The organism is Streptomyces sp. NPDC048420 (assembly GCF_040651535.1).
Taxonomy (GTDB): domain Bacteria; phylum Actinomycetota; class Actinomycetes; order Streptomycetales; family Streptomycetaceae; genus Streptomyces.
Map to the genome: position 1 here is coordinate 34,883 of NZ_JBEZKG010000012.1, position 17,936 is coordinate 52,818.

The 17,936-nt window shown below is 71.5% G+C and carries 17 protein-coding genes; 9 read left to right on the forward strand and 8 right to left on the reverse strand.

The features are described 5' to 3' along the window. The first annotated feature begins 241 nt into the window (after positions 1 to 241). Together AB0D34_RS23070 and AB0D34_RS23075 are read left to right on the forward strand one after the other, a co-directional pair. Positions 242 to 3,133, forward strand: a complete 2,892-nt coding sequence (locus AB0D34_RS23070) for a BTAD domain-containing putative transcriptional regulator (RefSeq protein WP_362664815.1) — start codon at positions 242 to 244, stop codon at positions 3,131 to 3,133. Positions 3,134 to 3,347: 214 nt separating this feature from the next. Continuing rightward, entirely contained in the window at positions 3,348 to 3,527 is a 180-nt protein-coding gene (locus AB0D34_RS23075; protein WP_362664230.1) for a hypothetical protein, read from the forward strand. Positions 3,528 to 3,615: 88 nt separating this feature from the next. Here AB0D34_RS23075 and AB0D34_RS23080 read toward each other — a convergent pair whose 3' ends face one another. Beyond that, on the reverse strand, positions 3,616 to 4,173 hold the full coding sequence (locus AB0D34_RS23080) for an ATP-binding protein (protein ID WP_362664232.1): 558 nt from the start codon (positions 4,171 to 4,173) through the stop codon (positions 3,616 to 3,618). A gap of 119 nt (positions 4,174 to 4,292) precedes the next feature. On the opposite strand from AB0D34_RS23080, the gene AB0D34_RS23085 reads away from it, so the two are divergent. Together AB0D34_RS23085 and AB0D34_RS23090 are read left to right on the forward strand one after the other, a co-directional pair. Beyond that, positions 4,293 to 5,168 carry a helix-turn-helix transcriptional regulator gene (locus tag AB0D34_RS23085; RefSeq protein ID WP_362664234.1) on the forward strand — a complete coding sequence of 292 codons (876 nt, stop codon included), beginning with the start codon at positions 4,293 to 4,295 and terminating at the stop codon, positions 5,166 to 5,168. Further along, positions 5,125 to 5,328 carry a DUF397 domain-containing protein gene (locus AB0D34_RS23090; RefSeq protein WP_362664236.1) on the forward strand — a complete coding sequence of 68 codons (204 nt, stop codon included), beginning with the start codon at positions 5,125 to 5,127 and terminating at the stop codon, positions 5,326 to 5,328. The genes AB0D34_RS23085 and AB0D34_RS23090 overlap by 44 nt, the downstream gene beginning before the upstream one ends. A gap of 149 nt (positions 5,329 to 5,477) precedes the next feature. Here the strand turns inward: AB0D34_RS23090 and AB0D34_RS23095 are convergent, their stop codons facing one another. The 3 genes from AB0D34_RS23095 to AB0D34_RS23105 form a co-directional block, all read right to left on the reverse strand. After that, positions 5,478 to 6,416, reverse strand: coding sequence for a sigma-70 family RNA polymerase sigma factor (locus AB0D34_RS23095; protein ID WP_362664238.1), 939 nt, complete (start codon positions 6,414 to 6,416; stop codon positions 5,478 to 5,480). A gap of 10 nt (positions 6,417 to 6,426) precedes the next feature. Further along, entirely contained in the window at positions 6,427 to 7,617 is a 1,191-nt protein-coding gene (locus tag AB0D34_RS23100) for an FAD-dependent oxidoreductase (RefSeq protein ID WP_362664240.1), read from the reverse strand. 137 nt (positions 7,618 to 7,754) lie between these two features. Further along, positions 7,755 to 9,305, reverse strand: coding sequence for a FadD3 family acyl-CoA ligase (locus AB0D34_RS23105; RefSeq protein WP_362664242.1), 1,551 nt, complete (start codon positions 9,303 to 9,305; stop codon positions 7,755 to 7,757). A gap of 101 nt (positions 9,306 to 9,406) precedes the next feature. Between AB0D34_RS23105 and AB0D34_RS23110 the strand changes: the two genes are divergently transcribed. From AB0D34_RS23110 to AB0D34_RS23125, 4 genes are read left to right on the forward strand one after another with little or no spacing between them, the layout of a single operon-like run. After that, the gene (locus AB0D34_RS23110; RefSeq protein WP_362664243.1) at positions 9,407 to 10,567 is read left to right on the forward strand and encodes a lipid-transfer protein; all 1,161 of its coding nucleotides are present in this window, start codon (positions 9,407 to 9,409) and stop codon (positions 10,565 to 10,567) included. A 1-nt stretch (position 10,568) separates the two neighbouring features. Continuing rightward, a complete protein-coding gene (locus tag AB0D34_RS23115) occupies positions 10,569 to 10,976 on the forward strand; it encodes a Zn-ribbon domain-containing OB-fold protein (protein ID WP_362664244.1) in 408 nt (135 codons plus the stop codon). Next, positions 10,961 to 11,746: an enoyl-CoA hydratase/isomerase family protein gene (locus tag AB0D34_RS23120; RefSeq protein WP_362664246.1), complete on the forward strand. Its 786-nt coding sequence runs from the start codon at positions 10,961 to 10,963 to the stop codon at positions 11,744 to 11,746. Before AB0D34_RS23115 ends, AB0D34_RS23120 begins: the two co-directional genes overlap by 16 nt. 36 nt (positions 11,747 to 11,782) lie before the next feature. Next, complete coding sequence (locus tag AB0D34_RS23125; RefSeq protein ID WP_362664248.1) at positions 11,783 to 12,751, forward strand: alpha/beta hydrolase; 969 nt, start codon at positions 11,783 to 11,785, stop codon at positions 12,749 to 12,751. Positions 12,752 to 12,754: 3 nt separating this feature from the next. On the opposite strand, the gene AB0D34_RS23130 is transcribed toward AB0D34_RS23125, so the two are convergent. The 3 genes from AB0D34_RS23130 to AB0D34_RS23140 form a co-directional block, all read right to left on the reverse strand. Next, entirely contained in the window at positions 12,755 to 13,231 is a 477-nt protein-coding gene (locus tag AB0D34_RS23130; RefSeq protein WP_362664250.1) for a hypothetical protein, read from the reverse strand. A gap of 33 nt (positions 13,232 to 13,264) precedes the next feature. Next, the gene (locus AB0D34_RS23135; protein WP_362664252.1) at positions 13,265 to 15,631 is read right to left on the reverse strand and encodes a serine/threonine-protein kinase; all 2,367 of its coding nucleotides are present in this window, start codon (positions 15,629 to 15,631) and stop codon (positions 13,265 to 13,267) included. A gap of 170 nt (positions 15,632 to 15,801) precedes the next feature. Further along, entirely contained in the window at positions 15,802 to 16,545 is a 744-nt protein-coding gene (locus tag AB0D34_RS23140) for a VOC family protein (protein ID WP_362664254.1), read from the reverse strand. 135 nt (positions 16,546 to 16,680) lie between these two features. On the opposite strand from AB0D34_RS23140, the gene AB0D34_RS23145 reads away from it, so the two are divergent. Further along, positions 16,681 to 17,316: a TetR family transcriptional regulator gene (locus tag AB0D34_RS23145; protein WP_362664817.1), complete on the forward strand. Its 636-nt coding sequence runs from the start codon at positions 16,681 to 16,683 to the stop codon at positions 17,314 to 17,316. 83 nt (positions 17,317 to 17,399) lie between these two features. On the opposite strand, the gene AB0D34_RS23150 is transcribed toward AB0D34_RS23145, so the two are convergent. Next, complete coding sequence (locus AB0D34_RS23150; RefSeq protein WP_362664256.1) at positions 17,400 to 17,870, reverse strand: nitroreductase family deazaflavin-dependent oxidoreductase; 471 nt, start codon at positions 17,868 to 17,870, stop codon at positions 17,400 to 17,402. Positions 17,871 to 17,936: the final 66 nt, after the last annotated feature.

Here is a 17,936-nt window from a genome sequence, read left to right on the forward strand (position 1 = left end):
CCCCACGGCGGGAGCCGGAATCGACACACACCCCGCAACGAGGACCGCTGCGGACGCGGACTCAGCGGCAGGCACCGGGACGGACACCGACTCCACGGCGGGGGCCGGAATCGAGACGCGCCCCGCGGCGGGAGTGGCGGGCGCCGGGACGGAACCGCTCGGCGCCGCAAGTGCCGGGATCGACACACGCCCCGCGACCGCAGGGACCGGGAACACGCCCCCCGCCGCCCACCCCGTCCCGCTGCGCTTCGGCGTGCTGGGTCCCGTGCGGGCTCGGCGTGGGGACGAGTTGCTGAACACCGGCTCGCCCCAGCAACGTGCCCTGCTCGCCGCCCTGCTGCTGCGTGAGGGACGTACCGCGACCGCCGCCGAGTTGATCTCCGCCCTGTGGGGCGAGGAGCCGCCGGACCAGGCCCTGGCGGCCGTGCGCACCTACGCCTCCCGGCTCCGCAAGATCCTCGACCCCGGCATCCTGGTCAGTGAGTCCGGCGGTTACGCGATCCGTGGGCTCGGCGAGGGCGCGCTCGACCTGGCCGCCGCCCAGGAACTCGCCACCGAGGCGGAGAAGGCCCGCAGCGCCGGGGACCTGTGCCACGCGCGTGACGTCCTGACCCGGGCCCTGAACCTGTGGGACGGCGAGGTACTCGCGGGCGTACCGGGGCCGTACGCCGAGGCACAGCGCGTACGCCTGGAGGAGTGGCGGCTGCAACTCCTGGAATCCCGCCTCGACATGGACCTGGAGCAGGGCTGCCACGCGGAGGCCGTCTCCGAGCTCACCGCCCTCACCGCCGAGCACCCCCTGCGCGAGCGGCTCAGGGAACTCCTCATGCTCGCCCTGTACCGCAGCGGCCGGCAGGCGGAGGCCCTCGCGGTCTACGCCGACACCCGCCGCCTGCTCGCCGACGAACTCGGCGTCGACCCCCGCCCCGGCCTGCGCGAGCTCCAACAGCGCATCCTCCAGGCCGACCCCGGCCTCGCGGAACCCTCCTCCCCGCAGCCCGAACCGGTCGCCACCCCCGTCCGCCCCGCCCAACTCCCGGCCACCGTCCCCGACTTCACCGGACGCGCCGCCTTCGTCACCGAACTCAGCGACGTGCTCGCCTCCGGCTCCGAGGGCCGGGTGATGGCGGTCTCCGCGCTGGCCGGCATCGGCGGCGTCGGCAAGACCACCCTCGCCGTGCACGTGGCCCACCAGTCCCGTTCGGCCTTCCCCGACGGGCAGCTCTACGTCGACCTCCAGGGCGCCGGCGCCCGGGCCGCCGAACCGGAGACCGTCCTCGGCGCCTTCCTCAGAGCCCTCGGCACCGCCGACTCCGCGATCCCCGACTCCCTGGAGGAACGGGCCGCCCTGTACCGCTCGGTCCTGGACGGCCGCCGCGTCCTCGTGCTCCTCGACAACGCGCGCGACGCCGCCCAGGTACGGCCCCTGCTGCCCGGTACGGAGGGCTGCGCGGCCCTGGTCACCTCCCGGGTCCGTATGGTCGACCTCGCCGGCGCGCACCTCGTGGACCTGGACGTCATGTCCCCCGAGGAGGCACTCCAGCTGTTCACGAAGATCGTCGGCGAGGAGCGGGTCGCCTCCGAGCGCAAGGCCGCCCTCGACGTGGTCGCCGCCTGCGGGTTCCTCCCGCTCGCCATCCGCATCGCCGCCTCGCGCCTCGCCTCCCGCCGCACCTGGACGGTCTCCGTCCTCGCCGCCAAACTCGCCGACGAACGCCGCCGCCTCGACGAACTCCAGGCCGGCGACCTCGCCGTGAAGGCCACCTTCGAGCTCGGCTACGGCCAGCTGGAGCCCGCCCAGGCCCGCGCCTTCCGCCTCCTCGGCCTCGCCGACGGCCCCGACATCTCGCTGGCCGCCGCCGCTGCCGTACTCGATCTCCCCACGGAGGACACCGAGGACCTCCTGGAGGCCCTGGTCGACACCTCGCTGCTGGAGTCGGCGGCGCCGGGCCGCTACCGGTTCCACGACCTCGTACGCCTCTACGCGCGCGCGTGCGCCGAACGCGACGAATGGCCGCCCAGCGAGCGGGACGCGGCGATGTCCAGGCTGCTGGACTTCTACCTGGCGACCGTGGCGGGCGTGTACCTCATCGAACGGCCCGGGGACCGGCTGGTCGACCACCTCGCCACCCCGGAGTACCCGGGGCTGACGTTCGCCGACCGGCACGCGGCGCAGGACTGGCTGTACGCGGAAGCCGTGTCGCTGCTGGCATGCGTACGGCAGTCCGCGGGCTCCGGGTTCCTGCGGCGGGCGGTCGACCTGCTGTGGGCCGCCGTCGACCTCGCGGAGTCCGGCACCAACTCCAAGACGTACGAAGGGGTCGCCTCGGCGCTGCGCGAGGCCGCGCGCGAGGCGGGAGACACGAGGGCGGAGGCGCGGGCGCTGATCACGCTGGGGTACGCCCACAGCGTGACCGGGCGTTTCGACCTGGCGGACGAGGAGGCCGCCCGGTCCCATGAGCTGATCAGCGCCGCGCCCGATCCGCTGGCCGGCTGCTGGGCGTCCAACATCCTCGGTGTGATCGCGCTCTACCAGAGCCGCAACGACGACGGCGAGACCCACATCACCCGGGCCATCGAGGGCTTCCGTGCCTGCGACGACCGGGCCGGTGAGGCGGCCGTGCTGTGCAACCTCTCGCGTATCCACCTGGCCACCGGACGCACCGACAGCGCGGTGTCCCTGGCCCGGCAGGGCGTGGAAATGTACGACGCCATGGGGCACGCGTTGAAGGGTGCGAACGGTCGTTACGCGCTGGGTCTCGCGCTCACGGAGCACGGCAGGCTGCCCGAGGCGGCGGCCCGCCTCCAGGAGGCCCTGACCGTGTTCCAGGACAGCCGGCAGCGGCTGTGGGAGGGCATGTCCCTCTTCCGGCTTGCCGAGGTCGACCTCGCTGCCGGGCGCCCGGCGCAGGCCGCGGCCAACGCCGAGAGCGCGCTGACCGTGTTGCGCGGCATCGGCGGCGACTGGCGCCGGGCAGGTGTCCTCGTGGTGCTCGGCCACGGGCTCAGCGGCATCGGACAGCCAGGGCGCGCGCAGGTCTGCTGGCGCGAGGCCCTGGAGCTGTTCGAGGCCCTGAACGCCCCGGAGGCCGAGTCGGTACGGCCCCTGCTCACCCCGCTGGCACTCGCCTAGAAGCGTTCGCGGGAGGGCCGGGAGCGGACGTTCATCGTTCGTTTATCGCCGCCCGGCATGCTCGTCCTGTCGATCCGTCGCGTCGGGGGGCAGACGGGGCGACCTCGGCCGCTGCACTACGGTGAGCGGTCACGAAGCCGGCCCGGCGGCCCTCGGGGGAGCCGCCGGGCCGGCCGCCACAGCAAGACACCCGAACTGTCAGGGGGCAGTCGTCATGAGCGACCAGAACACCACGGACAACCTCCACGCCACGGACGTCGAGGACGAGACGCCGGTGACCACGGACAACCTTCACGCGACGAGCGAGCCGGTCAAGCCCACCACGCTCAAGGCGGACGACGGGACGGCCGAGGCCGGCACGGACAACCTGCACGCCACGGACGAGCCTGTCTGATCAGTCCTTTTCCCGCACGGGGATCGGCCGCGACGGCGCGGAGGGGAAGCCGTCGCGGCCGAGGTGCGTCCGAGGCCGCGTGCCTCGATCAGCGCACCTCACACCAGACCGTCTTGGTCTCCGCCCTCTGCTCGACACCCCACCGCAGCGCCACCGCGTCCAAGAGGGCGAGCCCGCGACCGGTCTCGTCCTCACCCGCCGCGCGCACCAGCACGGGAAGCGCCCGCGAATCAGGATCGGTGACCTCGACGCGGACAGGGCGACCGGGGGCCGGCCGGGCCACCCGCACCTGGACCGGGGTCCCCTCCCCCACGTGCCGGATGACGTTGACGACCAACTCCGTGATGCAGAGCTGCACATCGGAGCATGGGGTTCCCAGGTACCGCCGCACGGAGCGACGCAGATCCGGAACGATCTCGGGTACGGCGAGCATACGGATGTCGAAAGCGGCCGGGGGCGCCGCCCGGCCGTCTCCCCGAAGCGCCGCCGCCAGCATGCGCGCCGTCGCGGTGCTACAGCTGCCGAGGATCACCAGCCCGGTCGGGCGGAGAGCGGGCAGCGTGATGCCGTGGGCGGCGAGGGCGTCCCGCAGTTCCTCCACGCAGAGAGTCGTGTCGTAGATGCCGTGAGGCCGTTGTGGGGGCACGGTCGTTCACACCTTCCAGTGCGCTCTGTGATGGATCAGTCACACAGTGACGGGAAGTCCCGTACCGTCAAAGGGCTTTCGACTGCGCAAGCACAACTGGCAAACGGCGGTGATGAGCTGTGCCCTCACGCAAGGACCCCGATGCGTCGGCGAACGTCCCCTCCTTCTACGGCGCCGAGTTGCGCTATCGGCGGGAGCTGGCGGGGCTGACATTGGAGCAGTTGGCCGAGGGGAGCTTCCGGGGTGTCCCGTTCCTGAGCCAGATCGAGCGGGGCGAACGGCGGATGCCGCTCGATCTGTCCCGGCACGTGGACCAGAAGCTGGGCACGGACGGCTTTTTCGAGCGGCGCTGTGAAGACGCGCGGCGGGCGAAGCAATCCGGGCATGCGGAGTACTTCGCGGACGTGGCGGAGATGGAACAGCACGCGGAGACGATCGAGGAGTGGGCACCGATGCTGGTGCCCGGCCTGTTGCAGACGGCTCCGTACGCGCGGGCGATCGTACGAGCAGCGATGCCCCGGGCCACAGATCGAGAGGTCGAAGAGAAAGTCTCCGCCCGGATGCGGCGGGCCGAACTCTTCGACGCCGAGCGGCCCCCCGCGTTCTGGGCGATCCTCGACGAGTCGCTGATCCGCCGCGGAGCCCTGCCGGACGAGGGCATGGCCGAACTGCTGGAGCACATCCTGGGCGTAGTCCACGCCACCCGCTCCATTTTGCAGATCGTGCCGCAAACGTCCGCCGCTCATGCGTTCATGATGGGCATGACCAAGGTCATGACCTTCCCGGACGCCCCACCAGTGGTCTACGTGGAAAGCCTGCACAGCGGCCAACTCATCGACTATCCGGCGCTCGTGAAGCAGTATCGCGAGTCGTACGATCTGCTCAGGGCCGCCGCACTCTCGACCGAGGCGTCCCTGGCAATGATCCAGGCAGCGGCGGAGGACTACCGAAATGGCGAACACCGAGATCGACTTGAGCGCCGCCCACTGGCGTAAGAGCAGCTACAGCAACGGCACCGGGGGTGATTGCGTCGAGGTGGCCCGCGGAGTCCCCGGAGTCACCCCCGTCCGGGACTCGAAGAAGGGCCAGGACGGTCCCGTACTGCTCTTCCCGACAGCATCATGGACGGCCTTCCTCGCTTCCGTGAAGGTCTGAAGGTCGGCTCAATCCCCTGCCTGGCCCAGGTCGCTCCGGCATCGGCTCGCTGAAACGGAGCGGCAGCGCAAGGGGTGACCGGAGGCGCTGTGATCCGCTCTGGTCAGCTCTCCGCGACCATTCGCAGTCGGCTGCTCCGGTGGCACCGGTCACCATGCGGTGATGACCGGCGCGTCGGGTTCGTGCTGCCGCCAGGCCTCGTTGAGCCGCGCGAGCCGGTCTGCGGCGGCGATGCCGCGCAGGGACGCGACCTTGCCGTCGCTGACTTCGAACGCCACAACGCCCACGACCCGGTCGTCGACCACGGCGAGGACGGCCGGGGAGCCGTTGACCAGGGCGATATGCATCGCGGGCGAGCCGCCGGCCATCCGCCGCTTCGCCGCCGTGGGCTTGAAGCCTGCCCGCACGTAGGAGGCGACCCGCTCGCGCGTCTTGTACCGCAACAGCCGCCTGGCCAGTCCGGCGCCGTCCGAGACCGCCGTCACGTCGTCGGTGAGCAGCGCCACCAGCCGTTCGGTGCGCCCCGACGTGGCAGCGGCGAGGAATTCCTCGACGACCCGGCGCGCGGACGCGGGGTCGGCCTCGCCGTCGCGGCGGGGTTCGGCGGTGACCCGGATCCGGGCCCGGTGGACATGCTGCTGGCTCGCGGACTCGGTGATGTCGAGGATCCCGGCGATCTCGGCGTGGCTGTACAAGAAAGCCTCACGCAGGACGTAGACGGCCCGTTCAACCGGCGAGAGCCGCTCCATCAGGGTCAGGACGGCGAGGGACACCGATTCGCGCTGCTCGAAGGTATCGGCCGGGCCGAGCATGGGGTCGCCCTCAAGGAGCGGCTCGGGCAACCAGGCACCGGCCGCTCGCTCGTGGCGCGCCTGCGCCGAGCGGAGCCGGTCGAGGCAGAGATTGGTGACGACCTTGGTCAGCCACGCTTCCGGCACCTCAACCCGTTCGCGGTCTGCGGCCTGCCAGCGCAGGAAGGTGTCCTGCACGGCGTCCTCGGCGTCGACGGCCGAGCCGAGCAGACGGTACGCGAGGGAGGCCAGCCGGCCCCGGCTGGCCTCGAACCGATCGATGGCTGCGCTGTCCATGCTGAACAGCCTATGCAGCGGCCCTTACACCGGCCCGGTCAGGAGTGGTGGCCAGGCGGCGCTTGCGCTTCGGCATGCCGAAGGTCGGGTGGGCGATGCCCCACCCTGCCCCATTGAGCACGCCCGCCTTCAGCCGCGCGGCGGTCCGGCCGCCCAGGTACCAGGACTTCGACCGGCCGTCCCTGTCCACCATCTGGAAGATCGCGTCCCGCCGCCCGAGGCTGATGTGGTTGCCGTGGTACTTCAGCCCGGTGAACGGGACCTCGCTGCCCGTCAGGCGCCCGATGATCGCGGCAGTTGCCTGCATGTTGGTGAAGCCGGCCGAGGCGCAGGACATCGGCAGCGGCCGGCCGTTGTCGCCGATCGCGTAGGCGCAGTCACCGGCGGCGTAAACGTCCGGGTGGGAGACCGAGCGCATGGTGCGGTCGACGACGATCTGACCCGTCCCGGCGACCTCCAGGCCGCTGGCGGCCGCGATGGGGTGCACGGCGAACCCGGCCGACCACACGGTCACGTCGGCAGGAATGGACGTACCGTCGGCGGCGATCGCCCGTGTCGGCTCGACGGCTTCGATGCCGGTGTGCTCGTGGACGGTGATGCCGAGCCGGTCGAAGGCATGGCGCAGATGACGGCGGGCCTTCGGGGAGAGCCAGGCGCCCAGCTCTCCGCGGGCGGCGAGCGCGACCGAGAGGTCGGGCCGGGACTCGGCGAACTCGGTGGCGGTCTCGATGCCGGTCAAACCCTCACCGACGACCAGCACGGTGCCGCCCTCGGCCAGGCCGGCCAGGCGCTCGCGCAGACGCAGCGCCGAGGACCGGCCGGTCACATCGAAGGCGTACTCGGCCACGCCGGGGACGCCATGGTGAGCCATGGAGCTGCCGAGCGTGTAGAGAAGCGTGTCGTACGCGAGCTCGCCGGCGCCGTCCTCGCCGCTCACGGCGACGGTCCTGCTCCCGGGGTCGACGCCGGTGACGCGTGCCAGGCGCAGCCGCACCCCGGTGTCCTCGAATACGTCGTCGAGCTTGCGGAACGCGAGGTCCTGGCCGATCGCGAGCTGGTGGAGCCGCATCCGCTCGACGAAGTCGGGCACGGCGTTGACGACGGTGATCTCGATATCCGAGGGGGAGAGCCGGCGGGCCAGGTTTCCGGCGGCGAAGGCCCCCGCGTATCCGGCGCCGAGTACGACGATGCGGTGCTTCATGGCGATGCTCCTGTCTCGTTCGCGTGCCCCTTGAACGAGATGGCGCCCCGATTGCTGACAGGAGCCGGGTGTGACACGGGTCACCGAACTGAGACGACCAGTTGAGCCTCCGACAGGGCGTGGTGGACGCCGTCGCCTCAGAGCCGCCTCAGCTCCCCCTTCACCACCTTTCCGCTCGCGTTCCGAGGCAGCCCCGCGACGAACTCCACCGCCCTCGGGACCTTGTAGTTCGCCATCTCCCGGCGGGACCAGGCGATCAGGTCGTCGGCGGTCAGGACGGAGTCCGGGCGGCGGACCACGTACGCCTTGCCGACCTCGCCGAGGCGTGCGTCCGGAACGCCGATCACCGCCACGTCGGCCACCGCCGGGTGCAGGCCGAGGAGTTGCTCTATCTCCGCCGGGTACGCGTTGAAGCCGCCGACGATGAACATGTCCTTCAGCCGGTCGGTGATGCGGAGGTTCCCGGAGGCGTCCAGGACGCCCACGTCCCCCGTGCGCAGCCAGCCGTCCTCCGTCACCGCCTCCGCGGTGGCCGCCTCGTCCTCGTAGTAGCCGCGCATCACGTTGAAGCCTCGGACCAGGACCTCACCGGGTTCCCCGGGCGCGGCCTCCACCCGCACCTCGGTGCCGGGGATGGCCCGGCCCGACGTCGACGCGATCACCGGCAGCGGGTCGCCGCGCCGGCACATCGTCACGATGCCGCTCGCCTCCGAGAGGCCGTACGCGGTCAGGACGGTCTCCACGCCCAGCTCGCCGTGCAGTTGCTCGACCAGCCGGAGCGGGACGACCGCGGCTCCGGTGACCACCAGGCGCAGGGCGGACAGGTCGTGGGCGGACCGGGCCGGGTGATCGAGGAGCGACTGGTGGAGGGTGGGCGGGCCCGGCAGCACCGAGACGCGCTCCGCCGCGATGTTCGCCAGCACGGTGTCCACGTTGAACACCGGCTGCGGGATCATCGTCGCGCCCCGCATCAGACAGGCGATCACTCCGGCCTTGTAACCGAAGGTGTGGAAGAAGGGGTTGACGATGAGGTACCGGTCGCCGTGCCGCAACCCGGCCAGCTCGCACCAGACTTCGTACGCCCGCAGCGTCTGCTCGTGGGTGATCACCGCGCCCTTGGGACGTCCGGTGGTCCCCGAGGTGAAGACGATGTCCGAGGGCCAGTCCGGGGCCACGGCCGAAGCCCGCGCCCGCACCTCCGCCTCCCCCACCCCGTCCCCGCTCGCCAGGAAGTTTTTCCAGGTGCGGTAGTCCGCGGGGGCGTCGTCCGACAGCACCACCACCTGCTCCAGGTCCGGGAGCCCCGGGCCCTCCGCGACCGCCCTTCGCAGGGACGCCACATACGAGGTGCCCAGGAAGGTGCCCGTGATGAACAGCAGCCGTGCCCCGCTCCGGCGCAGCACGTCCGCCGCCTCGGTGCCCTTGAACCGGGTGTTGAGGGGCACCAGGACCGCGCCCGCCGACACCGCGCCCAGCGCCGAGACCATCCAGTCCAGGGAGTTGGGCGCCCAGACGGCCACCCGGTCGCCCGGACGCACGTCGTTCGCGATGCAAGCGGCCGCCGCGCGCTCCACGCGGGCGCCCAACTCGCCGTACGTGACCCGCTGACGGCCCTCCACGACCGCCTCCGCGGCGCCGTACCGCTCCGCCGCCCACCGGACCAGCTCCGGGATGCTCCGCCACTCCACATCGGCCTCCCCGAAAGCGGACGTTAGCTGACTACCCGTCAGATTAGCTGTAGCCTGACGGCCTGTCAGCAGGCCTCACAGTGTGCGGAGGTGCGTGCAGCGTGACCCTCAAGGACGCCACGGCGATCGTGGGTATCGGACGGACCCCGTTCTCCAGGAACCTCGCCGAGGACGAGAGAACCCTGGCCTGCCGGGCCGTGCTCGCCGCCCTCGACGACGCCGGGATCGCCCCCGGCGAGGTCGACGCCCTGGCCTCGTACACCATGGAGGAGACGGACGAGGTCGAACTCGCGAAGTCGGTCGGCTTCGGCGACCTCACCTTCTTCAGCAAGGTCGGCTACGGCGGCGGCGGTTCGTGCGCCACGGTCGCCCACCTCGCGGCGGCGATAGTGAGCGGGCAGGCGACGGTCGGGGTCGCCTGGCGATCACGCAAGCGCGGGTCCGGCCCCCGCCCCTGGACCAACACCACCGTCCAACTCCCCACCCCGGCCCAGTGGACGAGACCCTTCGGCCTGCTCCGGCCCGCCGACGAGATCGCCATGCTCACCCGCCGCTACATGCACGAGTACGGCGCGACCCGCGACCACCTCTTCAACGTCGCCCTCGCCTGCCGCAACCGCGCCAACCAGAACCCCGCCGCGATCATGTACGACCGCCCCCTGACCCGCGAGATGTACATGACCTCCCGCTGGATCAGCGAGCCCCTGTGCCTCTTCGACAACTGCCTGGAGACGGACGGCGCGTTGGCCTGCGTGGTCGTCAGCAGGGAGCGGGCCCGCGACTGTCCCACCACCCCCGTCTACGTCCACTCCGCCGCCCAGGGCCTGCCCGCCCAGCACCACGGCATGGTCAACTACTGGAACGACGACCCGCTCACCGGTCCCGCCTGGGCCGCCGCCCGACACCTGTGGAAACACGCCGACTTCACCCCGCAGGACGTCGATGTGGCCCAGATCTACGACGCGTTCACCTCCCTCGTCCCGCTCTCCCTGGAGGGTTACGGCTTCTGCGGCCGCGGCGAGGGCGGTGCCTTCACCGAGGGCGGGGCCCTGGAGATCGGCGGGCGGCTGCCCATCAACACCGGGGGCGGCGGGCTGTCCGAGGCCTACGTGCACGGCTTCAACCTCATCGACGAGGGCGTACGGCAACTGCGCGGGACCAGCACCGCCCAGGTCCCGGACGCCGCGACCTGCCTCGTCACCGCCGGCGAGGGCGTCCCCACCTCCGCCCTGCTGCTGACCAACCGGACCGACAGGAGCTGACATGCTCGAACCGGTGAAGGACGCCACGGGCGCCCCCTTCTGGCAGTACGCCGCCCAGGGCGAACTCCGCGTCCAGGCCTGCGCCGACTGCGGCGAACTCCGCTTCCCGCCCCGCCCCTGCTGCCCGCACTGCCAGTCGTTCGCCGACGAGTGGCGTCCCGTCTCCGGGCGCGGCCGCATCTGGTCCTACGTCGTCCCGCATCCGCCCCTCCTGCCCGACTACGCGGCGCAGGCGCCGTACAACGTGATCGTGGTCGAACTGGAGGGGGCCCCGCGGATCCGTCTTGCCGGCAACCTGGTGAGCGCGGCCGGGGCGCCGCTCAACTCCCTTGATCCGGGCCGGATCCGCATCGGCGCCCGGGTACGCGTGGTGTTCTCGGACGGGCTTCCGCAGTGGGTGCTGTGGTGACCGGCCTGCGGCTCGCCACCGACAAGGACACCGGGGTCGCGGTCGTCACCCTGGACCGGCCGCACCGGCTCAACGCCGTCGACCTGGAGATGCGGGACGAACTCGTGGCCGTCTGGCGGGAGTTGCGCTTCGACGACTCCGTACGGGCGGTCGTCCTGACCGGCGCCGGGGAGCGGGCGTTCTGCACCGGCCTCGACCGGGACGCCGAGGTTCCGCAGCCGAACTCCCCCTACATGGCGGACGATCCGCTGCTCCACCTCGGCCCGAAGTCCAACGACCTCTGGAAGCCGGTCATCGCCGCCGTGAACGGAATGGCCTGCGGCGGGGCCTTCTACCTCCTCGGCGAATGCGACTTCCTGATCGCCGACCCGAACGCCACCTTCTTCGACCCGCACACCACCTACGGGATGGTCAGCGCGTACGAGTCGGTGCTCATGGCGCAGGTCATGCCGCACGGGGAGGCGGCCCGGCTGGCGCTGATGGGGACGGCGGAACGGCTCTCTGCCCAGCGCGCCCACGGCATCGGGCTGGTCACCGAACTCACCGAGCCCGGCGGGTCGTTGGCGGCAGCGACCGCCGCCGCGTCGGTCATCGCCGGGTATCCGACACAGGGGGTGCAGGGCACGGTCCGCGCGCTCTGGGCGGCCAAGGAGGCCGCCGTGAGGCAGGGCTTCGCCCAAGCGCCGCACCTCGTCTCGCTCGGGAATCTCCCGCCGGCCCGGCAGGCGGAACTGTTCCGTTCGCGGCAGCCGGAGTTCCGGTTGCGTTAGCAATTTCGGTGTCCCATACAGGCGTATGCTCACCCCATGGTTGAACATCGCATGGTCGACGTGAACGGCATACGGCTGCACATCGCGGAGGCGGGCGAGGGACCGCTCGTCGTACTGCTGCACGGCTTCCCGGAGTCCTGGCACTCCTGGCGCCACCAGTTCGCCCCGCTGGCCGCGGCCGGCTTCCGGGTGGTCGCACCGGACCAGCGCGGATACGGCACCAGCGACCATCCCGAGGACGTGTCGGCGTACAGCATCCTCCATCTGGTCGGGGACGTGGTCGGACTGGTCCACGCGCTGGGCGAGGAGACGGCGTTCGTCGTCGGGCACGACTGGGGAGCACCGGTGGCGTGGCACACCGCGCTGTTCCGCCCGGACGTGGTGCGCGGGGTGGCGGGGCTGAGCGTGCCGCCGCCGTTCCGCGGCGAGCGACCGCCGCTCCGGGCCATGCAGGAGCGGTTCGACGGACACTTCTACTGGAACTGGTTCAACCGGCCCGGAGTGGCCGACGCCGAGTTCGGCAGGGACCCCCGTTCGGCCCTGCGCAGGATGCTGTACGGCGCCTCGGGCGACGCCCCCGACGCCGGCCGCCCCGACCAGGCCCTGGTCACCGACCTGGACCGCGGCTGGCTCGCGGAGATGCCGGACCCCGGCACGCTCCCCGCCTGGCTCACCGAGGCCGACCTCGACGAACTCGCCCAGAGCTACACCCAGGGCTTCACCGGCGCCCTCAACTGGTACCGCAACCTGGACCGCAACTGGGAACTGACGGCCCCTTGGCACGGCGCGAGGGTCACCCCGCCGGCCCTCTACATGTACGGCGACCGCGACTTGGTCCCGGCGTTCCCGGGCATCCCGGAACTGATCGAGAAGCTCCCGGAGCTGATGCCGAACCTGGTCCGCGACCCGATCGTGCTCCCGGGCTGCGGCCACTGGACCCAGCAGGAACGGCCGGACGAGGTGAACGCGGCGCTGGTGGACTTCCTGACAGCGCTGCGGGACTGACGGTCAGTTCACCAGGTCGGCTTCCGGCTCGACCCAGCAGTGGTCGAGCTTCGCCAGCACGGCCCGACTCGCCTCCACCTGGATCTTCGACGTGCCTCTGGCCGGCACCGTGATCTGCCGCTCCGCGGAGCCCAGCGTCCGGCCGGAGGCGTCGGTGAAGGAGAGCTCGGCCTCGAAGGTGGCCTGACGGCTGTTGGGGTTGGTGACCTCGACCGTCGTGTACGGGATCGCCTTCGTCGCGCAGCTCACCACCGTCGCCGTGCCGTCCTGGAGCGTCGAGGTGTGGCGGGTGCTGGTGGTGCGCGGCGTGTAGCTGTCGTGGTTCTGGCGGGAGCTGCTGCACCCCCCGCCGCTGTCACTGTCGCTGTGACTGCTCTTGTGCCGCCCGCTGCTCTTGTGGCCGGTGGAGAACCCGGTCAGCGCGAGCAGCACCACCGCCACAACCGTCGTAAGCCTGAGAACACGCCCCCGTGAATGCATGTGATCACTCTAACGGGCGCCACTGACAGCGGCTCAAGTGGCCCTGGCCGTCTCCGTCCCCTTCTCCGCGTCCAGCGCGTACACGCAGCGGTCCTTGCTGCACGCGTACACGACCCCGTCCCGCACCACCGGCGACCCGGTGATCTCCCCGCCGGTCGCGAGCTTCCAGCGCAGGCGGCCGTCGTCGGCCTTCAGGGTGTAGAGCAGATGGTCGGTGGACCCGAAGTGAATCCGCCCCTCGGCCACCGCGGGCGCCCCCACGATGTCGCCGCCCGCCTGGAAACGCCACTTGGGCGTGCCGGTGACGGCGTCCAGCGTGTAGAGCCCCTTGCCGCTGCCCACATGCACATGTCCCCCGGCGACGAGCACCGGCTCCACCGAGGCCCGGGCCTCGGTGGCGATGCGCCAGCGGTCGCGGCCGTCGGTCGCGTCGAGGGCGTACACCGTGCCGAGGTAGTCGGCGAGGTACACCCCGCCGCCGGTGACCGCGGCGCCCGGTACGAAGGTCGGCGGGGACAGGAAGACCGCCGGGGCCTCGAAGTGCCAGCGCACCCGGCCGGTGGCCACCTCCAGGGCCATGACGCGTGTCCCGGCCGAGATGTACACGTATCCGTCGTGGGCCTGGGCCACCCGGACCGGCACCCCGCCGCAGGAGGCCACGTCGCCGATGGGGAAGGCCCAGCGCTCCTCGCCGGTGCGGGCGTCCAGGGCGCGCAGGCGGCCCTCCTGCCAGATGTAGACCGTGCCCTCGTGGAGGGCGGGGCCCGCCTCGGGGGACTCGAAGTCGGTCTGGCAGCCGGTGAGCTCCCAGAGCTTGTGCCCGTTGGAGGCCTCCCACGCCTGGACACCACCGCCGCGCGTGCCGGTGATGACCGTGCCCCGCTCGGCCTTGAGGGAGTACACCCAGGCGTCGGTGTTCAGCCGCCACTGGTCGGCGCCCTCGCGGGCGTCGAGGGCGAACAGGGTGGGGCCGTCGGAGGCGTGGATACGGCCGTCCGCGACCGCCATCGACCAGGCCACGTCCCGCGTCTTGAAGCGACGGCGGCCGGTGCCGACGTCGAGGGCGTGCACCTCGAAGGAGGTGACGTAGACGAGGTCGCCGGCGACGGACGGGGTGCCCCACAGGTCGTTCGACATGCGGAAACGCCACGGTCGCCAGCCGGCCGCGGTCTCCGGCGGCGCGGTCGGCGGTGACGGTACCGCGGGGCCCACGGCGGGTCCGGTGCCGTTGACGCCGGGGCGCGGCCGGGACCAGGAGGCGACCAGGCCGGCCTCCGGCGGCGGCGCCTTCACGGCGGCGGCACGGGCGTCGGCGACGCGCGGCCCGGGCCCGATGGGCACCTGGGCGCCGGCGAGGCGGACGGGGCCGGTGTCGGGACCGCCGACGGGAACGGACACGGGCGGCGCCGGGTCGTAGGAAGGCGGGGGCGGCACGGCGGCCCCCACCCGGCCGCCGGCAACCCCGGCAGCGGCACCGGCACCGGCTGCCTGCGTGGTCGCCGTACGGCCGCCACGCCTCGTCTCGATCATGGCCACCGCCTTCTCGGGCAGCCACGCCGACGCCGTACCGCTGTCGTCGGAGCCGGAGCCGAAGAGGTGGGGGGCCAGCTGGGCCTGGAGGTCGGCCGGGTTCGGTCGCCCTGTGGCCTCCATCTGCATACAGGACTCGATGAGCGGACGCAGTTCGACCGGGAGGCCTTCGAGGTCGGGGCCCTCGCGCAGCAGCATGAAGACCGTCTCGACCGGGTTGGCGCCGTGGAAGGGCGGGTGGCCGGTGGCGGCGAAGACCAGCATGGAGCCGAGCGAGAAGACGTCGCTGGCGCCGGTGACGCTGCGGGAGTCCTTGGCCTGCTCGGGGGACATGTAGGCGGGGGTGCCGACGGCGACGTTCGTCATCGTCAAACGGGTGTTCGAGACGCCGGACGCGATGCCGAAGTCGATCACCCGGGGGCCGTCCTCCACGACGAGGACGTTGGAGGGCTTGAGGTCGCGGTGGACCAGTCCGGCGCCGTGGATGGACTGGAGGGCCTCCGCGACGCCCGCCGCGAGCCAGCGCACCGCCTGGGCCGGGAGCGGCCCGCAGTCGTTCACTATCTCTTCGAGCGAGGGCGCGGGGACGTACGCCGTGGCCAGCCACGGCACGGCCGCGCGCGGGTCGGCGTCGACCACGGCCGCCGTGTAGAAGCCGGAGACCGCCCGGGCCGCCTCCACCTCACGGGTGAAGCGGACGCGGAAGAGCTGGTCCTCGGCGAGCTCCGTACGCACCGTCTTGATCGCCACCCGCCGGCCCGAAGCCGAGCGCGCGAGATAGACCAGCCCCATGCCGCCGGCACCCAGCCGTCCCAGCACCTCGAACGGCCCGATCCTGCGCGGATCGTGCTGCGTCAGCTGATCCACCACTCTGCCTGCCACCTCCCCGTACAAGCCGCGCCACCCACATATGTACGCGACCCCGTGCAGCGTCTCACCACCGCACCGCCATGGCGGCACGCAACCCTGATTCTTCCTGGCCGGAGGCCTGGTTGCGAACCCGGGTCCAAATGGGGTGTCTCACATCAAAGCGGTACCTTCTACCGACCAGCCCGCTCCATGATGGCGAACGACGCCCCTTGATTGTCGGTGACGACGGCCACTTTTCCGTACGACGTCTCGAATGGCGGCGCCTGGACCCGCCCACCGAGACGACTGACCGTCCCGAGCGCCGCCTCGCAGTTCTCGACGGCGAAGTGGACGAGGAAATGCGGCGGCATCTCGGCGGGGAACACGTCGGAGACCGGGGCGCGGCCGAAGTCGGGGTGGGCCCCGGAGCCGAAGAGGGCGTCGTGGAAGAGCCCGCCGTAGAAGGTGTTGGCGGCCTCGGTGTCCCGGGCGTACAGCTCGGCCCAGGCGAAGGTGCCGGGCTCGTGCCGGCTGCCGAATCCCTGGTGGCTGCCGGGCTCCCAGAGGGCGAAGACGGCCCCCTCCGGGTCGGTGACCAGCGCGGACGTGCCCAGATCGCCGACCGGCATGGGCGCGGTGACGACCTGTCCGCCGGCCGCCCAGATCCGGTCGGCGAGGCCCTCGATGTCCGGGGTGGCGAAGTAGACCGTCCACACCGTGGGCATGCGGCCGTCCGTCTTGTGGGCGAGGGCGGCGACGGGATGCCCCTTGTGGTGAGCCCATACCGCGCCCCCGTGGGCGTCCTTGAACGTCCACCCGAAGAGCTCCCCGTAGAACCGCTTCCCGGCGGCGACGTCGGGAAGCTGCGCGTCCACCCAGCAGGGGACGCCCTCGCCGTATCCCGTTCCGTCTGCGGATGCCCTGTTTTCGGCCATACCGTCAAAGTAACGGTGACTCACGCACCCCGCAGGACCAGGCACACCCGCCTCCCGGACCCCGTGCACCCCATTTGCAGTCGGCCGAATCGCGCTCCGATCACCCCTCGGTAAGCTGACGGCATGACAGGACAAGTGCGTACCGTCGACGGCCGTGTGGCCGGTCGGCGTGGGCAGGCGACCCGGCAGAAGCTGCTCGACTGCCTCAGCGAGATGCTCAGCTCTTCCCCTTACCGGGACGTCAAAGTCATCGATGTCGCCCGGAAGGCGGGCACTTCACCCGCGACCTTCTACCAGTACTTCCCGGACGTCGAGGGCGCCGTCCTGGAGATCGCCGAGCAAATGGCCACCGAGGGCGGCCAGTTGACGGCTTTGCTGGAGGGCCGGTCGTGGGTCGGCAAGGCCGGATGGCAGACCGCGCAGGAACTCGTGGACGGCTTCCTCGAGTTCTGGCGCCGGAACGACGCCATCCTGCGCGTGGTCGACCTCGGGGCCGCCGAGGGCGACAAACGCTTCTACAAACTCCGTATGAAGATCCTCAACTCGGTGAACAACTCCCTCGCGGACGCGGTCACCGAGCTCCAGGCCAAGGGCAAGGTCGACAAGGACGTCAACCCGGCCGCGGTCGCCGGTTCACTCGTCGCGATGCTCGCGGCGGTGGCCTCGCACCAGAAGGGCTTCCAGACGTGGGGCGTCAAGCAGGCTGAACTGAAGCCGAACCTGGCGCTGTTGGTGCACCTGGGCGTGACCGGGAAGAAGCCGACGAAGTAGACCGACTTCGCTTTCGGGTTCCAAGTCCTGTCAGACAGGCGGCTGTTCACACGGGTGGACGGCCGCCTGTCGTGCGTCTGCGGTCACTTCCGTACGATCCTGAACAGCCGTATCTCCCGTTCGACCCGTGCCTGATACGTGGCGTACGGCGGCCAGAAGGCGAGCGCGGTCTTCCATACGGCCGTCCGTTCCTCCCCCGTCAGCAGGGTCGCCGTGACCGGGATGTCCGCACCCTTCCAGCTGACCTCGGCGTCGGGATGGGCGAGGAGGTTGGCGGTCCAGGCGGGGTGGCCGTCGCGGCCGAAGTTGGAGCCGATGAGGATCCAGGTGCGGCCGGCGTCCTCGGGCATGCAGGCCAGCGGGGTGCGGCGGGGCAGCCCGCTCCTCGCCCCCGTCGAGGTGAGGATCACCCCCGGCAGCATCTGGGCGCTGAGCAGGATTTTCCCCCGGCTGAGCCGGTGCACGGCCCGGTCCAGGGCCGGAATCACATGCGGCGCGACCCTGGCGAAGCCGCGCGTGGACGACACCCTCTGGACAATCCGCTCACCGATCACACCGACACCTCCACCCACTCGAACAACCGCGCAGCGTCAGCGGCTTGCGCCCGCAGCCGGTGCACC